This window comes from Bradyrhizobium sp. G127, assembly GCF_021502575.1.
Lineage (GTDB): Bacteria > Pseudomonadota > Alphaproteobacteria > Rhizobiales > Xanthobacteraceae > Afipia.
In genome coordinates, this window is record NZ_JAKFGN010000003.1 from 455,306 (window position 1) to 476,066 (window position 20,761).

Sequence of the window (20,761 nt, forward strand, 5' to 3'; positions counted from 1 at the left end):
CATACCAAAGGATAACCGCGTTAGTGATGAGAGCGCTAATTGCGAAAGCAAGTTTGGCAGACATCTTTCTGACTTTCTTTCTGGAGCACAAAATCCGCATCGAATTTTTATGCGGGGTGAGCAATTGTTCTTTCGTTAGAAGGTGGTGGCGCCAGCTACCCACTGGCGACACCGAACCGTTGAGCTCTCAAAAAAGGACCCGCCGCGAGGCGGGTTCGCTGTCAGTCATCGCTGATTAGGTGCCCATGTTCGACCCCTTCCTGCTTCGGACGGCTGCCCGCGTCTTGCGGACATCTTCTTGAACCGGAAGCTTTCGGGTATGGTCTATCGGGCAAGGGGCGAGCCGCTAAGATTCAGAGCTTGGCCGCTTTGCCAGAGATTTTGACCCTTGACAGGGAGCGTGTGATGACGAGCGAGTTGCCGCCTTCGTCTAGCGATTATCTCGCTTGGGAAATTCTGAAAAGCCTTGAAGCACTTCTTCCGCCAGAAAAGTCGCTGGTGAGCTTCGTTGGGAGTGCCGATGACAAAAGTGCAAGCGCGGCACAGACAGCGGTCAAGCGGTGGTACCGTCGTCTTAAAAATCCGGCTAAAGGTTCGCCCGTTTCTCGCGCACAATTAACCACCGTCGTGAGGCTAATAAGAAATGCGCATCGCGTTGAGCAGGAATTGCTGGACAGACGTGTCTGGAATCCACTTGAACAATACGAGAAACTCCAAGAGGCACGGGATTCCCGTAAGAACCGTTGGTTTGTTCCAGCGGGGTTCGACGCCATAAAAAAAGAGTATTTCTTTCGAGAGCGGCTCACGAAGCTTCAAATTTCGTTTGGCGACCTAAAGGATCCAAAGGAATTCGCGGAGATTGTCGCAAAAATTATCGCTGGTCGTTGCAAGAACAGCCAATTTGCTGATGCACTCAACATTGGCGATATGTTTATCCAGTTGGCTGGAATCGGAAACGACGTGCTAAGCCTTGAGCGGGAAGACTGTGCGGCGTTGGTCGGATGGGTGGCAAAAGAGAATGCTATGGTCTGTTTGCAGACTGGAAATCTCCCGCGCCTTTCCGACGCCATCAATCAGTTAAAGTGGTCGGCGGATGTGAGCAAAGACCCTTTTGTTGAGGGTCATGGCTACATTGCAAAATCCTACCGTGTGCGGCTCACAATGGGTGATCGCAGCTATCCTAACATCGAGCTAGGAGAAAAAGGTTTCAAGGCAATTTTCTCGGGACGTGCCTCGCGGCTGTTCTCAAGCAAACTTAAAGACCCCATGGCCGTCTACGGCGGGGCGAATGAACGAAGACTTCGTGGCGTATCGATGGACACTGTTTGCGAGTTAGTTCCCGGGCGGCGTACTATAGCTCAAACGATGGAGGATGGGGCATTGCTTGCCGAGTCGCAGTCGCAAGTTTCTGTGGCTATACGCGCCCGATGCAATTTGGCCCGGGGCTTTGCTTTGTCGAAATCTGACGAAGCCATGAGACATATTGACGTTGCCAAAAAGCTATTAGGATCGGGCGATAGTCAAAACAACGCCAATCTTGCGAATATTCTGCACGTTGAGGGAATTATCGCCGAAGGTCTTGGCAGGCATGAGGATGCTGTAGATATTATTGAGAAGTCGCGGTCGATCTATAAAATGATAGGCGCAAATGTCCGCGCAAGTGACGTGCATTTCGACCATCGCCGCGCAATATTAGGGCGTCCATAAGGACGCCCTGTCTTTATCGGATATATTTAAAGGGATCGTTGGGGAACAGCTCATTGAAATCGGCGACGGTTTTTCGAGGCGGGGATACTGTTTCAATCTCGCCATCCTCTTTCATGAAGGCGAACATCTGGCTGCGAAAATTGGGATTGGCCTCAATACAGTACAGGTGCTCGGCCTGCCATGCGATTTCGGCCTTTTTCTCAAGCTCGGTGCCAAGTAGTGCGCTGTAATTCGGCCAAAACGGCGGATAGAGATCTATCCGCTCGGTGCGCAGATCGCCGTAAGCCTGATTGATGCGTTGTAGTCGATAAGCCAGTCGGAATGCGTCGCGGGGAGATAGATTTTCAACCTTGAGCATCATGATCAAACTTCCTGCCTCCGCATGTCGCCGGGAGGCGGTGCGGAGCGGAAGCCCGGGTAGCGTTTAAGGCGTAAATGCTGATGTGTTGCTGAAATGGCCGTTGGAACGAGCGCTTTTCGATTCCGAGCGTCGGGCACACCGCATAAAAATTCAATGCGTTTCGGCTTAACGCAACAGATCAAGATTCACGGAATGGGGGTCTGGGGGCTTGCCCCCAGCTAATGTATTCAACCGACAAATGATGTCCTGTCTGAATACCGAGTTTCTCGCAAATGTCTGCGGTTTCGATAGTTTTGCAACACTGGCTTAGCGGAATACTTTTGAAGGCCGTAAATTGCGCACTTATACATCGCTAGGCGATTGCTACGCGACATAGGTGCACGGCCGACACAGATGTGTGTCTATTGGCCGTAAGGTGTCGCAAGCGACAAGGTCAGGAGGGCGATGGCGTCTTATCATTTTTCGGCACAGGCGGTGAAACGCTCCGAAGGGCGTTCGGTGGTCGCGATGGCGGCTTATCGCGCTGGGGAGAAATTGAGGGATGAGCGCCGAGGTGTTGATGCGGACTACACCAGGCGGCGCGGCGTCGTTCATGCCGAGATCATCGCGCCGGAGGGAAGTGCCGAATGGCTGCTTGATCGTGAGAAATTGTGGAACGGCGTCGAGAAGAGCGAGGTTCGGCGCGATGCGCAGCTTGCGCGGGAAATCAACATGGCCTTGCCGTGTGAGCTTACGGACGAGCAACGGCTTGTCTTGGTGCGGGAGTTCGTCGCGGCGCAGTTCGTGTCGCTGGGGATGGTCGCGGATTTCGCCATCCATGCGCCGGTTGCCGAGAAAGGCGACGATCCCCGGAATTTCCATGCGCATGTGCTGTTGACCATGCGCCAGGCGGGCGGCGGCGGATTTCGCCGCGTCAAGACGCGGGAATGGAATAGCGACGCCATGCTGGCCAAATGGCGGGCGGCCTGGGCAGAACACCAGAATAGAGTGTTGCGCGAGCGCGGGCATGCCGTGAAGGTCGATCATCGCAGTCTTGAGGTGCAGAGAGTGGAGGCCGTGGCCCGGCGCGAGCCAAGGCTGGCCGCTGAGCTTGACAGGTTGGCGGAAATTCATGTGGGGCCCAAGGCCCGGAAGGCGGGCTTTGCCGGGACGCCGCAGAGTCGGGACCGTGAGGCGGGACCATTTCGTATACGAGAATTGCCTTCTCCGGTCAGGCGGATGGTCCGTTATCCCGAGTTGGACAAGGGCAGCCGGGCCAATGCCAATATCAAGAGGCTGGGCGCGAACAGCGATCGGTTCGCGGCCAGGGCGGCCAAGATTGAGCGGCAGGCAGAGCGTATGCGCCGCAGGCAGGCTTATTACGAGTCCCTGATCGCGAAAGAACAGTCGGCCAGCCAAGACCAACAAGAATCATTTAAAGCGCGTCGCGCGCGGTATGAGCATGCCTTGAAGCGACGGGAGCAGGTCGCTTTCTGGCTGGCGGAGTTGGACAAGCTGTTTTTCGCGGTGCTGGGCATTCGCGAGAGCCAGTTTATGCGGCGCACCGTTTGGTCGAACCGGATGGGGCGCTGGCAGCGCCTTGATCTTGAGCCGACGCGGGGCGGGGGGCGGAATCGGACGCGTTGAGTTGCTGAGGCCAGCGGTCGTACTTGCCCCACCAGCGGAAATGACGCCATGAGCGGTAGTTAATCTTCGTCGCCAGCACCGGATAGCGCAGGATGTCGCTGCGGTAGAGAGCCAAGGCGCGGTTGCCAGGCAGGCGCATCACTTCGGATGGATCGAGGAGCCAGCGGCCCGTCTCCGACATACCCAGGGAATATTGTTGTCTCACGAAGTCGGTATTGGCCTGCGAGGTGCCCTGGTTATGGGCGAGGGAGGTGGTTTGCCCGATCATCTCCGAGATGAACCGAGCGGCTTCGAGGTCCGCTACGTTGAAGAAGACCTTGCAGGTCGCGTTGGCCAGGAATGAACCCGCGCGTTTGTAAAGCGCGCGAAGCTGGTTCAGGTCCTGAAAGATGAGCATGGGCGTGCAGTAGGCGCGCAAGTAACCGACGCCGCGTTCGAGGGGCTCAAGCGTGCCAAGGGCGGCGGCTTCGTCGAGCAGGAGCAAGATTTTGTGTTTTGGTCGCGGGCGATTCTTGGCGCGGGTCAGTGCGTTGAGCACGCAGCCGACCATCACGCGGAGGAATCCCGCGTATATGGAGAGCTTCTCCTCATCGACGACGAGGTACAGCGTCTTGGTCTGGTCAACGAGAGCCGAGAGCTTGAACGTGGAGTGTGAAGAGATCGCGCCGGCAGGACTGCCGGCCGACCATACCCGCGTGGCTTTCTCGGTGTTGGACATGACGCTGCGGAATTCCTCGCTGCCTTCCATGGCAAGGAAGCTGCCCGCCAGTTCGGCGGCTGCGCGCGGGCCATCGCGCGCGATCTGATGCAGAAGCTCTTTGAACGATTCCGGCGGAAGGGTGGACAGCGCGCGCAGTTGAGCCAGCGAGCGGCGTTCGGGGTCCAGCCGGACCACATGCAGGATGAGGCACGTGACCATGCCCTCCGCCTTGCTGTCCCAATGGCTCTCCTTGCCATCCGGGATGATCATGAGCTTGGCGAGCGCTTCGGCGTCATCCTTCTCATGGATGGTGCCGATCCTGACCATGTCGAGCGGGTTGAAACGGTCTGACGCATGCGGGTCAGTGGTATCGAGCACGCGCACCGGCCCGAACTCGCGGCGGCGGCGATGGGTGATTGCGCGGTTCTCGCCCTTGATGTCGGTGCAGACAACGGAACCGCGATACTCAAGCAGGTTCGGGATGACGATGCCGACGCCTTTCCCCGCGCCCATTGGCGCGAATACGGTCACCATGCCGTCCTTGTTGAAGCGCAAAAAAGAACGGCCTGTGCGGCCGATGATGGGACCATTGCCTCTCCGCACGCCTGACCAGAGCAACTCCCATGGGTTGGCGAAGCGGGCAGAGCCCAAGGCTCCGCCTGGGTTAAAGCCGCCCCAGCGATACAGCGTGTGCAACAGTGACGCTGTTCTTAGTGTGAGCCGGAAGGCGGTCCGTGCGAGCAGCCAAGAGAGTTTCAACAAAAGCAAGAACGCACGCACCATGCGCGAGTCTTGCACAGGGCGGGGTGAGGCTTAAGCGAATTGCAGACAGCGGGTGGCATTGTTGGGGAAAGCCGGAGGGAAGGGCAGACGTAAGACATCGGAGGGCCGTACCCGCCGCCTTGCCGTCAAGGGTTGTACGAGCGGCTGCGCCGCCCTTGACTGCGGCGGCAGGCGGCGGCTGTTTGCTGGCCAGCGGCTAAGGCCGCACTCTGGACGCGTCCGAAGGCTAAACGGATTGGGCGCGGTGGAAGAATTGCTTGTGCAGCACCAGCGGTGTTTCGTTCGCGCCGAGTGTGAAGATGCTGTCCCGATGCGCTGGCCCCATGATGTCGGCCGTTTCGATGACCGGACGCTTGGTGCTTTCAAGTACGCTGTCGGCTTTACCGAACGCCCGCGCGATGCGGTCCGCGATGGCGGACGGCGGGTTCATGTACATACGCACGTCGCAGTTTTCCATCATGCCGTCGCCGACGCCGGGATAGGCGTGGACGATCTGCTCGGCATATTGCGCGAACATCCAGAGTTTGATGCCATAGGAGCGGCCGACCTCCAGTGCTTCGCGAACGGGCTCCATCCGGCCAAGTCGCGGCAGTTCGTCGAGCATGAACAGGATCGGTGCGGCGGGTTTGGAATCGCGGCGCATCAAGCGCCGTACATGCTGGCCGATAATCACGCGGAGAACCGGAGCGTAGGTCTCTATCGCATTGGGGGGAATACACAGGTACAGCGTCGGGCATGCGACCGTTGCAAAATGCTCCGGCTGCCAATCGTTGCGTGAGGTCACGCGCTCAAGTTTGGGGCCTTCCCACACCTGGAGGTGTTGCGATGCGCCGCTGAGCACGCCCTCAAACTGTTTCGGCGCAGCCTTCGCCATCTGACCGAAGCGAGTCGCCACGCGTTTCATCGCAGAAGGGAAGGGGCTCGATGTGTCTCCCACGTTGGCGAGCATTTCGTTCAGGCCGACCGTCGCCACAAGGTCAAGGACAAGGCCCATCGCTCGCGCGTCCGGCTCGGACAGCGCGACCACATAGGCGATGACAAGGGTCAGCAGGTCCTTGCCCTGGCTTTCCCAGGTCGGATCGTTCTGGCTGCGCGTCACGACCAGGAGTTCGGCGAGAAAGCGCGCGCTTTCCCACAACTCGTCGGGATGATCATCAACGAAGGCGAGTGGATTGTAGCTGGCGCTGTGTTCAGGCTCGACGGGGTTGAAGCGGATCACCGGTCCGATGTTCGCGCTGCGCCATGCCGCCGTGTGTTCGTGGCACTCGCCCTTGATGTCGAGCACGATCGCGGGTCCACGGTACGACGCCAGCGCAGGCAATACGTGGCATTGGGTCTTGCCCTTGCCGGACGGCGCGATGGTGAGAAGCGAGGCTTCGCCGACGTAGTGGACGGTCTTGCCGTTGGCGGGATTTTGGCCAAGCGGAAGCGCGTAAGGGCCGGGTTCTTCCGAGAACAGTGCTGAGTCCAGTCCTGCCGGTTTCGGCGGGGTAACGTGGCGAGCCAGCCAGGCCCGCAAGACCGGTGGAGAATCCGCCGCCTGGTGCTCGTGGATTTTCTCGCTGATGAGGTTGGCGTAGACCGACAGGCTCTTGGGGACGAAGTGTTCGGAGCGGTCGCTGATGAGACCATGCATGACCGCGTGGTCATGACCCGGATATGTCACGCCGGAAAACGCTGCCTTCCCGTCGGCGTAGGTGGCCGACGCGATAAGCTGCTCGGCCATCGCGCGGTCAAGCGAACCAATACCGGCCATCAGCATGGTGAACTGGAAAACAAACTTCTCGTAGTCGGAAAACTGATACGCGGGGCGGGCGAAAATATAGGAGCCTTCGTTCAGCTTCCAGCCCGCTTTGACGATATCGGTCGGCTCCTGAAACGTCTTCTCGACGATCATGAGGAAACGCTGCAACGGCTCGTCCAAGGGGTGAGGGCTGTCCATCGGTGTCAGAAGCGATCCATCTGGCGCTGCACGACGTGCGCGATAGCCAGCTTCTTCTCGTTGACGAGACGAATGATCTCGGAGCCGCTGGATTGGAAATACTTGGGGCCGTCAAATTGGACGATGTAGACTTCTCCGGTTTTGAAATTCCATCCGACGATGTGGCAGTGGTAAAGGCCGCGCGGGACCTGGACGGTCTGCTTGTCCTGGGTTTCGACCATGGCAGCACCATCGGAGATTTCCGCCACGAATTTGGCGGGGAGTACCGGCTGAACCGGCTCAAAGTATTCGATGGCGCTAAGCTGGGGCTCCGAGCCATCGCGGCCAAACGAGACGGTGAATTCGAAACCGTCCTCTGAAGTGTAATCGCCGTCCTCGAATGGCAGGCCTGCGGGGTTGAACTGGGTATCGCCCATCAGGGTGACGAAGTCGGCGAACAGGTGCTCCTCGCCGTCCATATTGTTGGTCTGGAGCAACACCGCGCCGTCCTGTCGGGCAAACCCGAAGCGGGGATAATCATAGGATTGGGCGTGCCAGCTCACCGACCAGAACTTTCCGGGGTCCACCCGGAGCTCACGAAAACGGTCCCAGGCGTGGATGAAGCCCGCTGGCGAGGTAGCGCGAAAGCGGCGCGCGCCCTCATCAAGGTAGAGCAAGCTTCCGGCTTCGACCTTCACGAGGGAAAAGTCGATCCTGGCGGGACTGCCATCGCGGATGTTGAGGGGCTGTAACCACGGCAAAACAATTTCAGCCGCCTCCTGGGCGACAATTTCCAAAGCCATCGGGGAAAATCCAAAAAGTAAAACCGGGTTGCCAGCATCGAATATCCCGGCCCGAAGCGTCAAGGCTTCCCGCACGACGACCCGGCAGTCAGGAGCTTCGCCCAGACATTCGGCGGGCGGCCGGGCCGCCATCGGACCTGCGCCCCGCTGGCGTGCCACGGCCGTTCTTGATTCCTGGCGGGATTTGGAGATAGCCTGGCCGGGTCGTTAGGGCGCACTTATGGGTTTGCAGGCAAACCCGCGCCCTTCGGGAGTGCTCGTGTGGCGATCTATAGCCTTCACCACAGCCCCGTTGGCAAATCGACCCAGGCGCAGGCTTACACCGCCGCCGCGCATATCAAATACATTACCAGGGCGAGGGCATTGAGCCGGGTGGCGGGTGCCCGCATGCCGACCGCTTCCGAAGACGCTATGCGATTCTTGCGGAAAGCCGAAGACACGGACCGGAAGAATGCGCGGGTGATTGACAAGGTCATGCTGGCGTTGCCGCGCGAGTTGAACGCCAGGCAGCGGGTCGAGCTGGTTCGGGCATATGCCGAGGCGATCACGCAAGGGCGTGCCTCCTGGCTCGCAGCCTTCCATGAGAAGGGCAAGGATGCCCAGAATCCGCATTGCCATCTGGTCATCCGCGACCGGGATTTTGAAAGCGGCAAGCGCGTGTTCGGCATGAGCGAAAACGGTTCGACCGAGAAACTGCGGGTACTGTGGCAGGAGTGCGCTAATGCGGCTCTGGTGCAGGCTAACAAGGAAGACAGGATCGATCACCGCACGCTTGAGGCGCAGGGCATCGCCCGTGCACCAACCATCCATGAAGGTGTTCGCGGCCGCCGGATGCATCGCGAACGGCGGAAGGTCTCCTCACGCAAGCGCACGCGGCGTAACGCCGTGTCGGCCAGAAGCCGCAGCCGCGCGGTCGATTACCCGGCGATCGACAAGGGGCGTTCGCGTTGCGCCTACAATGAGGCTTTGCGGGCGCGCGCCAACGAGACCGCTTCGGATTATTGGCAGGCGCTTGATGCCGACGCGCAGCGTCGCGAGATTGAACAGCTCCGCGCGATTCATAAACCTTCCCCCACGACCGCGGAGGGGCAGCGCGCGGTATTCCGCGCGTACATGCGGAAAGCCAAGCCCGCCACTGCAACAAAGCATACACGCAGCCGCGACGATGAGCACGAGCCTGAGTAATGCTTGTCAACCGGGCCAGCTTTACCCATCATGAACTCATGGCTGATGCCTTGCCCATGCTGGAAGAGAACGTCGATTGGCGGCAGAAGATCGTGGAAACGCTCGCGGCGAAGGACGAGGCCATAGCGGAAATCGCCCGCATGGAAGCCATCGTTGCAGAAGCCCAGGTGGAGATAGATGCGATCCGCGAGTACATGCAGCTCAATCCAGATCCCGACACTGAATTATACGGCTTCGACTGGGCAACCCGCCTGATCGAGGATCAAAAGTTCTATAATGATCGCATTGCGCTCATGCGCCGTTGCATCGAAACGTTTGATAAGTACGTCGCTGCCGTTCAACCATTGGTGGGATCAAATGACGGATGAGGAAGATGCAACGGCCATCAAGATATTCCTGAAGAGCGGCAAGCCCGCAGATGCGCTTGATCTGTTGGCCATAGAGCGCCGTATCGCGGTTTTGGAAAGGAAAAGGACCGAGCTGGAGTCCAAGTCGCGGCTTATCCCCGGTCGCAGTGCGCACCTTCGACAGGTAAGGAAGGAGATTGCCGCGCTTGGCTGGGCAGAAATGTCAGCCAAGGAGCAAGTGCGCGCCAACCGTTACCAGTCCGAAATCCATCAAAAAGAAAAGGAGCGGGCGGTATCCGCCTCCAAACTTGCTTCACAAGAGCGGGAGGCCTTTCAGGCTTTTGTGGCTGCCCGCAAGGCCGAGGCTTCGTCGGACAAGAATGCAATATCAAGAGAATCCGAGTGCGAGAATGAGCCTGATTAATCACTCTCTCTAATTGAGTGCCCGGGGCTTAAGCTCCAGTATTCCGCTTGAAACCGTCACATTCAACCGGGCGAGGAAGGTCATTTCCAGCAGCCGTCGATCTGGCGGCCAAAAGCGGCTTCCTTGCCGACTGATATGGAGACCGGAACAGACTTGCCTAGCCGACCTAGATGAGTTGGGCCTAGTCCAGCGCGGATTGTACGGTGCCCCTGACCATTTGGTCACCGTTGGTGTTTCAAACTAGGCGCGACCGGAACACATCTCCTTGAATTTGACAACGCGCTGCAAGAAGATGGGAGCTTCGTTTGTCTCGAAACTTGTAATCGCGAACTCGCTGTGGGGTTTACCGGCCTCGGTGAATGCCCCGGCTACGCCGGGGATGATGATGAGGGAAAAGATCGGGTTTCGCGCACGCTCAACGCGCGCGGCGGACATGTTCAGTAGATTAAAGTTCACATCATAAACAGTGTTGTAGTGGTGCCAGCGATAGACAAACCGGCACCGTTGCGGCTCGGTGACGGTGAACGTCCCGTACGCGCTGCCATTCTTGGGCGTAAAAGTCAGACCGTGCGAGACGGGAGAAGACGTATAGGTTTCGAGCTCAAAACCGCGATCACCCGTGCGACCGTAGAGATTTGCCGCAGCCGTCAATCGAGCCTCGGATGCGGTGTCATCGCCACAGCCAGTTAGAACAGCGGCCATCGCAGCCAGCAGTGCAAATTGTTTCATGTAGGTCTCTCCTGGCGATCTGGTCATCAAATGCCGCTTGCCTTCACAATGCTGGCTCCGGCCCCTTGGTGACTTGGAGGGTGGTAGTGGGCAGGTTCGACCTTGACAGGCGATACCCCAGCTTCTTCACGGCGGCTGTTCGCTTTTCGTCATCCTGTTGGATAAGCGCGGGCGTAATGGCTGGCCCTTCGTAAGCCTTTGCGAAGCTGCCGAGCGGAAAGGTGATGCGCCAGATATTTCCCTGGATCGTGACCGCCGTAATCACAAACTCCTTGCTGGTTTTCATCGCATCCAGAAAGCCAGTCCCCGCATCAAAAATGACATCGCATCCTCCTTGCTTCAGGCAAATGTTGTAGTTGCTTTCAATCGGGGCGAAGTTGTCGAACGCAAGCTGTGGCCGTTTATGAAGGTAGAATTCGAACGGGAACCGGACCTGGATCAACTGTTTCTTGACCCCGTTTGTCTCCCGCTCGAAATAGTAGGCGCCGATGCTGTTCTTGCCGTCATTCCATTTTGTTTTCATCCTGACGTCGCAGTTCGGCCCGTCGCAGGATTTTTGCCAGACACCACTGCTCAGGATCGCTGTTGTGTCACCGGCCGTTTTTGCTGGCGGGGTGTCGGCCAGAAATATGCGATAGTTGATCTGGTCATCCTGAGTGCCGCCGCCCTTTTGGAGCGGCACCAATTTCCTGTCATCGGCTGACTTGAACGTCGCCGTGTGGAATAGCGGGCTGATTTCCGCGCCTCGGGCGTTGATAGCCTGAATGCGGACTTTGCTGGCACTGCGCAGGCTACGCAGAGTATCCGCACGCGTGAAGTTCGCCACGCACCCGTCTTCGCTGCAATGATGAAACCAGGCTTGTATCGGGGCTAGATCCTCAATGACAATGCGCGCTCCATGTTTGGTTTGCGTGCCCAGCGGAAACAAGACCCTGATAAAATCCGGGGAGCCTGGAGAAGACACCAGCCCCACGCGCACCTCAAACATGCTTTCAAAGGGGTTCTCGCTTGAGTATCTGGCGATAACCGCACATCGCGGAGTCTTTGCCTGGGCGCATTGTTTCTCCCACGGCGTCGTATACTCCCCGATGGCAGGAAGTGCTGCACACGCAAAGGCAAGAGTAAGAAAAGCTCGCAAGGCCCAAGCGTTCACCGGAAACTCCTTTAGGACGGTACGGACGCCATTCCCTAGTTGAGCGGGCGCGGTTTCAGCTCAAGCACGCCGCCCGATAGGGACGCGGTGAATCGCGCTAGGAACGTCATGCCCAGCAGGCCGTCGAGTTGCGGGCCAAAGGCCGTATCGTTCCCCGTCGAAATCGTCAGAGGCACATTGCTGGCGGTTGTGGTGCCGACCTGCACGAGTTGGGCATAACCCGGTGCCTGCTTCACGGTGCCGCCGACAACGTAGGCCGTAATCATGTTCTGCTCGTCCGGCACGATGCGTGCCCTCGCGGCAAACGATGGCGTGATGGCGATGGAGGTTGCGCCAGTATCCACGATCATTCGGCCGCGCGCGCCATTGATGGTCACGTCCACAATGTTGTTGGGTCCGACAATGATGCGGTCGCCGCCGTTGGCGTAGGTCGCTTGGCAATTCCCGGCCTTGGCATAGTCGCTGATGAGGCGGGTTATTTGGGCGGTCTGCCGCTTCTGCACGTCGTAGGACAGATACATTTCCAGCGGCGTGATGGCATCGCACGGTCTACCGACGGCCACATACATGCGTGACACCCGATAAAATTCGCTAAGCGCGACATTAGACAGGTCAGTGAACAACTGGAGCGTGCTGATATAGTCGCTCAACGCGGCTTTGTAGTTTTTCAGGCCCTCATAGGCGGTGCCGCGAAAGAAGCGGTAGCGGCCGCGCGCCTCATCCTCTTTCACTGCATCGTTTGCGATGGCCAGCGCGCTGGTGTGGTCGTTTATCTGCTCGTAGTAGGCAAACGTGGCCCCTATCACATCATTGTAGAATTGGCACCGCGTGGAGAATGAATGTCCGCTCTTGGCGGCTTCGCGCGGATAACCAGCCTCGTCTAAGATTCTCATCAACGGCAGGATGGCACTGGAATCGCAAGGCTCCCGGCTGAATTGATCCAGGTAGCGGACAATCTTGGGATTCTTGCGATCAAAATCAGCAGGCAGCGTGGCAACGCCAAACTGTTCGTAGACAGCCTGGTAGCGGCTGGGAGGCGGTGCAGGCGTCAAAGCAGTTTTAACGGGCGCGAGAACGGCGGGTACTGGAGACGTCACTACATAGGCATATGCGCCGACAGCGATTGCGAGGATGACGCTCACGGCGATGGCAACAGTGACGAAACTGCTGCCGCCCGCGTCGTAGTTTGGTGCGAGCCGCTCGGGCCTTGAATGACGGTCTACATGCCGAGCGGTGTCGTTGGAATCGCGGCCAACGTCTGAAGGCGGAAGCTCACGGGATTCGTTCATGACCAAAAATAAATCAGGGAGCCGCTATGCGCGGCGGAAAACCGCTTTGCCGCTGTAACGGCAGTAATTGGTCTTAGCGAAAATCCTGATTTACGCATTTCAGCAGTAAGAGCAGAATGAAAACAATCATTCAAAGGGGAGTCAGATTAAGTGAATTTCGTAAGTTGTTGGAACGACTCCGATATTTCGGATGGCAATAATGTTGGCGGCGTGGGCTTCACATACCTTGCAAAAGTCAGGACATTTGCACCCGGCAAGGCCAAGAGAAAATGATCTATGGTTATGCTCGCGTCAGCACGTGTGGCCAAAGTCTGAACGCCCAGCTCAGACAGCTAAGGGACGCAGGCTGCAATCGTATTTATCGAGAGCATCAAAGTGGTGCGACCGCTGATCGACCGCAGCTAAAACGAATGCTGAGGGTATTAAAGCCCGGCGATTTGGTAATCATCTCGGCTGTAGACCGGCTTTCCCGTGATACGACGGATTTGTTGGTGCTGGCGCGGCAAATGCAACAAGCGGGAGCGGGTTTGAAGTCGTTGGCTGAACCGTTGGTGAATACAACATCGGAGTTTTCGGACTTGGTATTGGCCGTACTGGGTCTTGCGGCGAAATTCGAGCGGCGTCGGATGATGGAGCGAACCGCACGAGGTCGGGCAGAGGCGAGAGCGAATGGCGTGAAGTTCGGGCGTCCTTCGAAACTGAGTCCCATGGAACGGGAGCAGGCGATTTGTCGGCGCGGCGCTGGAGAATCAATTTCAGCAATTGCAAAAGATTTCAATGTGAGTCATTCGACAATCTCAAGAATTCCGACGATGCGGTTGACGGTAATTGATTATCCATCACAGGTCGGGCAAGGCACTTTGAGAAAATCGCGCGCGGCTTTGAGGTGAGCGATTTTCCGCCTCGTCCTAAATGTTTACAAAAATTCGGAGACGCTTCCGCTTCATGCCGCGTTATGCCGTGCGCGGCCACCGCTCACGTTAAGCTGAGTGGCTCTCGTCCACGATAAGGAGAATTTCATTGTTAGTTCCAGACGGTGTTGACTGAGCCAGGGCTACCGGTCGCTCCGGTCGCGCCCTGCGGGAACGAGCATGGCCATTCATAGTTGGGATCAACGCCACCCGCGCCGCCCGCGCCACCCGCACCCACAGTGATGGTGATGGTTTGGCCGGGAATCGGAGCACCGGAATCGCCGATGCTGTAAACTTTGGTTGCGTTGGTAACGGCGGGACTTGCAGCGAATGTGCTGTTGCCGCCTGGAGAACCGGGTGAGCCGGGGATAACCCCCACCACGTTGCAGGTAACACTGCCTTCCGCATAGGGAAAACTATCAATGTCTTGGATTGAGGCGCCGGTGCCGCCAGTACCGCCCTTAACAGCGGTGACGGTGAGTGTGTTGTAGTTGGGGACGACGAAGCTGTAGGTGCCTGGAGTACCGTAGTTCTGGCTGCCAGGCGTGACCGCGACGGTGGTCGCCGTCCAGTCGGAGGTGCCGGTGCCCACCGTGACCGTAGCGGTGGTGATGGTATCGGCGCTTGCTGAGGTGGTTTGACGTACTTGCAGATATTGGTTGTTGGAGATGCTGATGCTGCTGCCCCACGTGGAGAGGACGGAGGAGCAGGTGATATCGATGCAGGAGCGGACTTGCGAAGAGGCGCCGGAGGCGGCGGCGGTGACTGCGACGTTGATGCCGGTGATTTGGATGATGTTTGAGGTGACCTGTGCGCTCTTGGATTGGTCGACGAGGTTGGTGAAGTTGTAGGCATTGGGTGTGGTGTCATCGAGTGTGGTGACGGTCCACACGCTGTTACCCAGCGTACCGATGGTAATGCTGCTGATTTGCGCGGTGCTGTTGGTGCCTGCGGTGGTGAGCCGTGCTTGCAGGTATTTGTTGTTGGCAATGTTCATGCCAGTCGCCCAGGTAGTGATGACCGAAGAACATGCGGCATCGTTACAGGTGCGGAGTTGTGGCGAGCCGCTTCCGCTGACGGCGACAGGGGTGAAACCGCCGAGGCCGATGATCTGAATGATGTTCGATTCCACCTGCGTATTGAGAGCCTGGCCGGTGAGATCGATGAAATTGAATGGGTCAGGATCGGTGTCGAGCTGCCAGTAGCCAGCGTTCACCCAAGTGGTGCCGTTGCAGTATTGCAGGGTGTTGCCGCTGGTGTTGAATTGCATTTTTCCTGGAGTGCCCGCAGGGAGCGTACAGTTGTTCAGCGCGCCGGTGGCATTGGGAGTACCGAGGTTAATCCAAGTGGTGCCGTTGCAATATTCCAGTACCTTATAGGCCGTGTTGAAAAAGATCTGGCCGGGCACGCCGACGGGCGACGTGCAGTTGTTTAACGCGCCGGTGACATTGGGGTTGCCGAGATTGATCCAGGTAGTGCCGTTGCAGTATTCGAGAACTTTGTAGGCAGTGTTAAAAAAGATTTGACCGGGTGCACCGTTTGGGACGTTGCAAGCACCCCACGCGAGACAAGGAAATAGCAAAACCGCAACTGTCGTCGCAGATCGCCAATTGCCCATGCTTGCGCCCTTCTTGTTGGGTGCAGCAGCAATCAATCGGGTGGCTTGGGAAGTAAGAACCGTCAGCGATAAAGGCGCAGCGTATTCACAAGGAGCAGCTCTACCTATGGCTCATGCCAGGAGCCGACCACTGAATGAGGTTCTTACGCCTCAACACGGAATTGCTGTCCGCACTGAGGACATCATACAGCGGATAGTGCGGGGAGACATCTCCATTGCTAACTTCATGGGCACTCATGTGGCAACGCTGCACCGAGAGCGTGAGGCTTCTGGTCGAAAAACTCTGCATTCAGGACATGCCATACATTCTTACGGGGGATAGAACGCTTAGGGGTTCTTTTCATGGGTAAGTTTTGACTTATGCACGGACCTAATGAGGCCGCGTGCAGATCGCGTAAACAAGAGCCATCCAGTCACGGGGCAGGAGCATGTAAAAGCGGACGCGCTGGAAGGATAACCTGTCGCCACGCTTAAGCGTGGACTTCTCACGTTTTGACGCAAGAATAGATATAAACTGAACCTAGCCCTGTAAACCGCATCCCCATGTACCCGGCGGGACAATTGATCGTCGAGTTAAGCACCCAAGCCCACCTGCCTTCACTGGCAATGTAGGTATTGGTGCAAGCGCCGGTGATGGCCGCTCCCTCGCAAGCTATGTTTACGGAAGCATACGGCGGCGTAGCACTGGAACACTCCTCTATCGTTATCGTCCGACTACCGCACCACGTGCCGGTAGTCGCGCTGGTCGAGCCGCTGCTGCCCAAGGTGCCGCTGCCCATGTTCATCCAACTAGAACCGTTGCAGAAAACCATAGTATGATAGTTGCCGCTATAAACCTGATCGCCCTCGTTGCCAGCGGGGGCGGTGCAGTCGGCCCAGCCCATTGCAGGCGCAAAGGCGAGCAGGGCAAAGACAAGAATTTTACGCATGGTGAGAGGTTAGTGCGTTTGTTGCACATCGTCGCTGGTGATGCCTGCCGAACAAGCAACAGAAGATTGTGCGCTCCTGAAAAGAGATGCTTACGTACCTAGCAGTCGCGCTGCCGAGGTTCGGTTAGCTTGCCCCAAGCAAGGAAGTCTACATGAAAACTTACACGCGCCAGCAATTGCACGATCTCGTCTGGTCAGGACCTATGCGCGAGGTCGCGAAGACGCTTGAGTTGTCCGATAACGGACTGAGAAAGCACTGCGTGAAGGCGTTCGTGCCATTACCGCCACAGGGGCACTGGAATAAGGTTCATGCGGGACAGAAGGTGAAGACCAGCCCTTTGCCGCCGCGCCCGCCAGGCGTGTCCGATACGATACAGATCGGCCAATGGGATTATCGGCAGCATCAAAAGGAGCTTGAAGAGACAGAACCAGTAGCGCCAGTATTTGACGAGCCCATAGAAAATTTGCGGGAGCGCGTCACGCTTAATATTGGGGTCGTGCTTGCGTCGAAGAATTTATCGCCGCCGCATGCCGCGTTTCGGCGCCAGGTAGAGGATGATGCACGGAAAGCTGCACAATCGTCGTGGCACACAGCGATATTCAGTACCGCCCTGGAAAAGCGGCGTCTCCGCATCTTACAGGGGCTTTTTTACGGATTGAGCCGCCTTGATTGCTCGGTAACGGTGCAGGGCCAGGACACTCGCACCATCTATGTGAATGTGGGTCACCAAAACGTATCCATAGGACTTGAGCACGTAGCAAATCGCCGACGAGTGCTGGATGAAAAGACTGTCGAGAAGCTGAAGTTCTCAATATTCAAGGGCTACGATAAGAATACTGAGCGCGCATCATGGGTCGACTCGGACGAGCAATCGCTGGAGAATCAGCTTACCAGCATTGCCGTGGAAATTATCGTCGCCGGAGAAATGCAATATCGCGAGCACCGGACTTGGGTCTACGAAGAGGAGGTGCGTCGCCGAGAGCAGATGCGGCAGGAGGCTATCAGGAAAAAACTGGAGCAAGAAAAAGCCGAGCGTGAACGGTTGTTAAAGTTGGAAGCCGACAGGTTGAAGCGTCTTACGGACAGCGCAGAAAACTATCAGCGGGCACAGGCAATCCGGACTTTCGTCTCATCCGTTATTGGAATGCCAACCGAGGGTGCTGACATTGTCCGCGTTTCCCGCTGGCAGGAATGGGCGCTTCTACAGGCTGATAAATTGGATCCGATTGCTACGGGTAAGATATGGGATGATGTCAACGACTGTGCTTGACTGTTTTTCATTGTCGTAGCTTTACGGTTGACGTCGCCAGCGCCATGTTCCTGATCGCGTTTATCGATTTTGCGATGTCCGTTTGCGCGCTAGGGAATGATGGCCGTAGGAGGCGTTGCGGGTTCTTTCTGTTTCGCCAGGAGGTCTCTAATTTCCTTGAGGCCTTGGGTTACCTGGTCGCCGTTCTTGGCAAGAGCGTCAGCAACCTTGTCAGCTATAATCATTTGCGTCTGTTGCAGGCTCTGCATCTCACGCGTGATGTCGGAAATTGCTCCCTGCATCGTCGCCGTGTCCGATGGTGCGCGGTAAACTTCCGTGTAAAACCATTGAAGCATCGGGATTAAAACAGCAACAACCAGTGCGAGAACACCGATCTTGACTGCGCGCTTTGTCGTTTGGTCGTTATCATGGGCGGCGGCTTCAAATTTGTCGAGGAATGTCGCGGCAGAGGATTGCAAGGATGTCGCGATTTCAGCGGCATTGAGCGCAATCTCTTCCATCTTACTGAACCGCTGCTCAATGCTCTTCAGCCGCTTATTCGTTTCGAGAATGGGATTTTGAATGACCGGGATGTCGCGAACCGACATTTTCGGAAAGCGCGGTGGTTCTGGGATGCGCGGCATTTCCGGGACGCTCACGCGCAAGGCATCAATAGACTTAAACTGGTCGGCAAGCCTGCTAGCAACCTGATCGTAAGCAGATGCTCCAGTTATTCGCGAGGCTGCCTGCCTAATGTGGTCGCTTGCAACGTTGAGCTTCTGCAAAGCATCCGAACCGAGCGCGCCTTGCAGCTTGGCTGCAACGCTCGGGTCAATGCCTCCGACAGCGGCAAGGCGCAAACGTTCCGTGGCGGTATCTATGCCACTCATGGTGGCAGTTAGGTCTGGTGTCGACTTATTTCGGGGATCCATTGGGACGCTCCAGTAGTCGCGATTCGGCCCGTGATTTTATCATGCCCGCCTTTGGATCGCGTCCGCTCCTCGCGACAGCAAGCTACTTGCCGGATGGGTTGTTTCGAGAGCGATAGTTTAAGAAATGGATCATTTGCTAACTAATAGTTAGCTTATGGGCGTAATATTAAACTGGCGTTGGTTTATAAATATGCTATTTTACTAACTATGAGTGAGCTTATGGCCGGAAAGTTAAACTGGTTGGAACATCACCTTCCAGAAGGGCTCTTGGTTGATGCCTCCTGGCTTGCCAAGCATAATTATTCGACCGCCCTACGACATCGCTACGTGAAGAGTGGTTGGCTTCAGCAGCCCGCAAGGCAGGTCTATACTCGTTCCCGTGGCCCCCTCAGTTGGCAGCAGGTGGTGATCTCTCTCCAGAATCTGTTGCAACTTCCACTTGTCGTCGGCGGGAGAACCGCGCTCGAATTGCATGGATTCACCCACTATCTTTCGCATCGGACTTTGGAGGTGCATCTCTACGGCACCAAGGCGCCACCGGAATGGCTGAACAAGCTGCCGATAGAAACGCATTTTCGCTATCACAACATCCAAAAACTCTTCAGCAATGAACCTGTCACGATAGGGCTTGGCAGTTTGGAGTGGGATGTTGTCAGACAACAGGTTGCAAGCACTGACACTGCGAGCTTTGAGGTGCAATCCTGGGGGCAATCAAATTGGCCGCTCACGCTATCCTCGCCTGAGCGTGCTGTCTTGGAATTGCTCGCTGAGTTACCCGATCATGAAAGCTTCCACCAAGTCGACAAACTGATGGAGGGCATGGGTAGCCTGCGTCCGAGACGATTGCAGAAGCTACTGGTGGACTGCAAAAGCGTGAAGGTTAAAAGGCTCTTCTTCTTCTTTTCCGATCGGCATCATCATGCTTGGCTCAAATATCTAGAGAAAGACAAGATCGATCTCGGTAAGGGCAAACGCGTGTTGGCTAAGGGAGGCAAGTTTGATTCCGCTTACCAGATAACGGTCCCGGAGGACCTTGATGGCATTCTCTGAAGGGTATCGCAAACAGGTCGCATTGATGCTGCGATTGATGCCTTTGGTGGCGGAGGAGAAGTGCTTTGCGTTGAAGGGCGGGACCGCCATCAACATGTTCGTCCGTGATATGCCGCGTCTATCCGTCGATATAGACCTGACCTACTTGCCGATAAAATCACGCCAAGATTCGTTGGCAGAGGTTGCCGCCGCAATGGCGCGCATCAAAGAACGCGCGGTCCAAGCTGTACTCGGTATCAGGATTACCGAGGCAAAGGAGGATGGAGCGACTGTCAAACTCCACCTCACTCATGATGGCACGCAGGTCAAGATAGAGGTTAATCCTGTCATACGAGGCTGCGTATTCGCTACAGAACTTAAAACTGTATCTCCGGCCGTCGAAGAGGCCTTTGGCTTTGCAGAGATGCAGGTGGTTTCGTTTGAAGATCTGTATGCAGGCAAGATTGTTGCCGCCCTTGATCGTCAACATCCTCGTGATCTTTTCGACATAAGGGATCTGTTGGCCAATGAGGGCCTCACATCAGAGCTTCGCCGAGCATTCGTTGTCTATCTCGCAAGTCACGGTCGGCCGATGTCCGAGGTGCTGACGGCCAACCGCAAGGACATCTCCCAAGAATACGAGCGCGGCTTCCGTGGCATGACAAGCGAGCCTGTAAGTCTGGACGAGCTTCTTAAAGCTCGGGAAGCGCTCATTGAGGAAATAGTCGGCCAAATGCCAGAGCCCCATTGCTCCTTTCTTATACAATTCGAGCGCGGTGAACCTGATTGGTCACTGTTGGAATTACCGGAGGCCGCCAATTTGCCCGCAGTCAAATGGCGGCAGAAGAATCTCGATTCACTGACGAAAGAAAAACGAGCTGCACTTGTTGAGCAACTGGAGAGAGTCCTTGCTCGACAGTAGAGGCGTTAAGTTGACTCAGCTTTGGGCGCGATCCTTGCCAGTGGGCTGGGTAGAGAGGCGATAGCAACCCTGCGTCCCACTAGGGGGGCTCGTCAAGAAGGCTGCCTAAAAGTGTGACACTGAGCCGCGTTGTTTGGCCAGC

At 56.8% G+C, this 20,761-nt stretch carries 18 protein-coding genes; 9 read left to right on the forward strand and 9 right to left on the reverse strand.

All coding sequences use genetic code 11. The features are described from left to right. Window positions 1-405: 405 nt before the first annotated feature. Complete coding sequence (locus LVY71_RS21750; RefSeq protein ID WP_235102008.1) at window positions 406-1,707, forward strand: hypothetical protein; 1,302 nt, start codon at window positions 406-408, stop codon at window positions 1,705-1,707. Window positions 1,708-1,720: 13 nt separating this feature from the next. On the opposite strand, the gene LVY71_RS21755 is transcribed toward LVY71_RS21750, so the two are convergent. Further along, window positions 1,721-2,068, reverse strand: coding sequence for a hypothetical protein (locus LVY71_RS21755; RefSeq protein ID WP_235102009.1), 348 nt, complete (start codon window positions 2,066-2,068; stop codon window positions 1,721-1,723). A 444-nt stretch (window positions 2,069-2,512) separates the two neighbouring features. Here LVY71_RS21755 and mobQ point away from each other — a divergent pair, with 444 nt between their 5' ends. Beyond that, a complete protein-coding gene (mobQ, locus tag LVY71_RS21760; protein WP_235102010.1) occupies window positions 2,513-3,694 on the forward strand; it encodes a MobQ family relaxase in 1,182 nt (393 codons plus the stop codon). Here the strand turns inward: mobQ and LVY71_RS21765 are convergent. From LVY71_RS21765 to LVY71_RS21775, 3 genes are all read right to left on the reverse strand, one after another. Continuing rightward, complete coding sequence (locus LVY71_RS21765; RefSeq protein ID WP_235102011.1) at window positions 3,600-5,177, reverse strand: type IV secretory system conjugative DNA transfer family protein; 1,578 nt, start codon at window positions 5,175-5,177, stop codon at window positions 3,600-3,602. The genes mobQ and LVY71_RS21765 overlap by 95 nt on opposite strands. Before the next feature lie 226 nt (window positions 5,178-5,403). Next, entirely contained in the window at window positions 5,404-7,089 is a 1,686-nt protein-coding gene (locus LVY71_RS21770; protein ID WP_235102012.1) for a type IV secretory system conjugative DNA transfer family protein, read from the reverse strand. Between the two features lie 35 nt (window positions 7,090-7,124). Beyond that, window positions 7,125-8,033, reverse strand: a complete 909-nt coding sequence (locus LVY71_RS21775) for a hypothetical protein (protein ID WP_235102013.1) — start codon at window positions 8,031-8,033, stop codon at window positions 7,125-7,127. Window positions 8,034-8,162: 129 nt separating this feature from the next. Here LVY71_RS21775 and LVY71_RS21780 point away from each other — a divergent pair, with 129 nt between their 5' ends. Genes LVY71_RS21780 through LVY71_RS21790 form a run of 3 tightly spaced genes read left to right on the forward strand, consistent with a single transcriptional unit; the run spans window position 8,163 to window position 9,857 of the window. After that, window positions 8,163-9,086: a MobA/MobL family protein gene (locus tag LVY71_RS21780; RefSeq protein ID WP_235102014.1), complete on the forward strand. Its 924-nt coding sequence runs from the start codon at window positions 8,163-8,165 to the stop codon at window positions 9,084-9,086. Continuing rightward, window positions 9,086-9,454 carry a hypothetical protein gene (locus LVY71_RS21785; RefSeq protein WP_235102015.1) on the forward strand — a complete coding sequence of 123 codons (369 nt, stop codon included), beginning with the start codon at window positions 9,086-9,088 and terminating at the stop codon, window positions 9,452-9,454. Before LVY71_RS21780 ends, LVY71_RS21785 begins: the two co-directional genes overlap by 1 nt. Further along, a complete protein-coding gene (locus tag LVY71_RS21790; RefSeq protein ID WP_235102016.1) occupies window positions 9,444-9,857 on the forward strand; it encodes a hypothetical protein in 414 nt (137 codons plus the stop codon). The genes LVY71_RS21785 and LVY71_RS21790 overlap by 11 nt, the downstream gene beginning before the upstream one ends. A gap of 240 nt (window positions 9,858-10,097) precedes the next feature. Here LVY71_RS21790 and LVY71_RS21795 read toward each other — a convergent pair whose 3' ends face one another. The 3 genes from LVY71_RS21795 to LVY71_RS21805 are packed head-to-tail and all read right to left on the reverse strand — an operon-like array spanning window position 10,098 to window position 13,028. Next, complete coding sequence (locus LVY71_RS21795) at window positions 10,098-10,586, reverse strand: hypothetical protein (RefSeq protein ID WP_235102017.1); 489 nt, start codon at window positions 10,584-10,586, stop codon at window positions 10,098-10,100. Between the two features lie 43 nt (window positions 10,587-10,629). Beyond that, window positions 10,630-11,739: an invasion associated locus B family protein gene (locus LVY71_RS21800; protein ID WP_235102018.1), complete on the reverse strand. Its 1,110-nt coding sequence runs from the start codon at window positions 11,737-11,739 to the stop codon at window positions 10,630-10,632. Window positions 11,740-11,774: 35 nt separating this feature from the next. Beyond that, window positions 11,775-13,028, reverse strand: a complete 1,254-nt coding sequence (locus tag LVY71_RS21805) for a retropepsin-like aspartic protease (RefSeq protein ID WP_235102019.1) — start codon at window positions 13,026-13,028, stop codon at window positions 11,775-11,777. 269 nt (window positions 13,029-13,297) lie between these two features. Here LVY71_RS21805 and LVY71_RS21810 point away from each other — a divergent pair, with 269 nt between their 5' ends. Then, window positions 13,298-13,918: a recombinase family protein gene (locus LVY71_RS21810; protein WP_235102020.1), complete on the forward strand. Its 621-nt coding sequence runs from the start codon at window positions 13,298-13,300 to the stop codon at window positions 13,916-13,918. Between the two features lie 133 nt (window positions 13,919-14,051). Here the strand turns inward: LVY71_RS21810 and LVY71_RS21815 are convergent, their stop codons facing one another. Continuing rightward, the gene (locus tag LVY71_RS21815) at window positions 14,052-15,593 is read right to left on the reverse strand and encodes a hypothetical protein (RefSeq protein ID WP_235102021.1); all 1,542 of its coding nucleotides are present in this window, start codon (window positions 15,591-15,593) and stop codon (window positions 14,052-14,054) included. Between the two features lie 1,045 nt (window positions 15,594-16,638). Here LVY71_RS21815 and LVY71_RS21820 point away from each other — a divergent pair. After that, entirely contained in the window at window positions 16,639-17,757 is a 1,119-nt protein-coding gene (locus LVY71_RS21820) for a nucleolar 14 family protein (RefSeq protein WP_235102022.1), read from the forward strand. Between the two features lie 89 nt (window positions 17,758-17,846). Here the strand turns inward: LVY71_RS21820 and LVY71_RS21825 are convergent, their stop codons facing one another. Next, window positions 17,847-18,668, reverse strand: a complete 822-nt coding sequence (locus LVY71_RS21825) for a hypothetical protein (RefSeq protein WP_235102023.1) — start codon at window positions 18,666-18,668, stop codon at window positions 17,847-17,849. A gap of 207 nt (window positions 18,669-18,875) precedes the next feature. Between LVY71_RS21825 and LVY71_RS21830 the strand changes: the two genes are divergently transcribed. Together LVY71_RS21830 and LVY71_RS21835 are read left to right on the forward strand one after the other, a co-directional pair. Then, window positions 18,876-19,718 carry a type IV toxin-antitoxin system AbiEi family antitoxin domain-containing protein gene (locus tag LVY71_RS21830; RefSeq protein WP_235102024.1) on the forward strand — a complete coding sequence of 281 codons (843 nt, stop codon included), beginning with the start codon at window positions 18,876-18,878 and terminating at the stop codon, window positions 19,716-19,718. Further along, entirely contained in the window at window positions 19,705-20,619 is a 915-nt protein-coding gene (locus LVY71_RS21835) for a nucleotidyl transferase AbiEii/AbiGii toxin family protein (protein ID WP_235102025.1), read from the forward strand. The genes LVY71_RS21830 and LVY71_RS21835 overlap by 14 nt, the downstream gene beginning before the upstream one ends. Window positions 20,620-20,761 lie beyond the last annotated feature (142 nt).

What these genes read in the sequence shown, in the direction of transcription:
- LVY71_RS21750 (WP_235102008.1), top strand. Translation starts at nt 406, where the DNA reads ATGACGAGCGAGTTGCCGCCTTCGTCTAGCGATTATCTCGCTTGGGAA.
- LVY71_RS21755 (WP_235102009.1), bottom strand. Translation starts at nt 2,068, where the DNA reads ATGATGCTCAAGGTTGAAAATCTATCTCCCCGCGACGCATTCCGACTG.
- mobQ (WP_235102010.1), top strand. Translation starts at nt 2,513, where the DNA reads ATGGCGTCTTATCATTTTTCGGCACAGGCGGTGAAACGCTCCGAAGGG.
- LVY71_RS21765 (WP_235102011.1), bottom strand. Translation starts at nt 5,177, where the DNA reads ATGGTGCGTGCGTTCTTGCTTTTGTTGAAACTCTCTTGGCTGCTCGCA.
- LVY71_RS21775 (WP_235102013.1), bottom strand. Translation starts at nt 8,033, where the DNA reads ATGGCGGCCCGGCCGCCCGCCGAATGTCTGGGCGAAGCTCCTGACTGC.
- LVY71_RS21785 (WP_235102015.1), top strand. Translation starts at nt 9,086, where the DNA reads ATGCTTGTCAACCGGGCCAGCTTTACCCATCATGAACTCATGGCTGAT.
- LVY71_RS21790 (WP_235102016.1), top strand. Translation starts at nt 9,444, where the DNA reads ATGACGGATGAGGAAGATGCAACGGCCATCAAGATATTCCTGAAGAGC.
- LVY71_RS21795 (WP_235102017.1), bottom strand. Translation starts at nt 10,586, where the DNA reads ATGAAACAATTTGCACTGCTGGCTGCGATGGCCGCTGTTCTAACTGGC.
- LVY71_RS21805 (WP_235102019.1), bottom strand. Translation starts at nt 13,028, where the DNA reads ATGAACGAATCCCGTGAGCTTCCGCCTTCAGACGTTGGCCGCGATTCC.
- LVY71_RS21810 (WP_235102020.1), top strand. Translation starts at nt 13,298, where the DNA reads ATGATCTATGGTTATGCTCGCGTCAGCACGTGTGGCCAAAGTCTGAAC.
- LVY71_RS21820 (WP_235102022.1), top strand. Translation starts at nt 16,639, where the DNA reads ATGAAAACTTACACGCGCCAGCAATTGCACGATCTCGTCTGGTCAGGA.
- LVY71_RS21825 (WP_235102023.1), bottom strand. Translation starts at nt 18,668, where the DNA reads ATGGATCCCCGAAATAAGTCGACACCAGACCTAACTGCCACCATGAGT.
- LVY71_RS21830 (WP_235102024.1), top strand. Translation starts at nt 18,876, where the DNA reads ATGAGTGAGCTTATGGCCGGAAAGTTAAACTGGTTGGAACATCACCTT.
- LVY71_RS21835 (WP_235102025.1), top strand. Translation starts at nt 19,705, where the DNA reads ATGGCATTCTCTGAAGGGTATCGCAAACAGGTCGCATTGATGCTGCGA.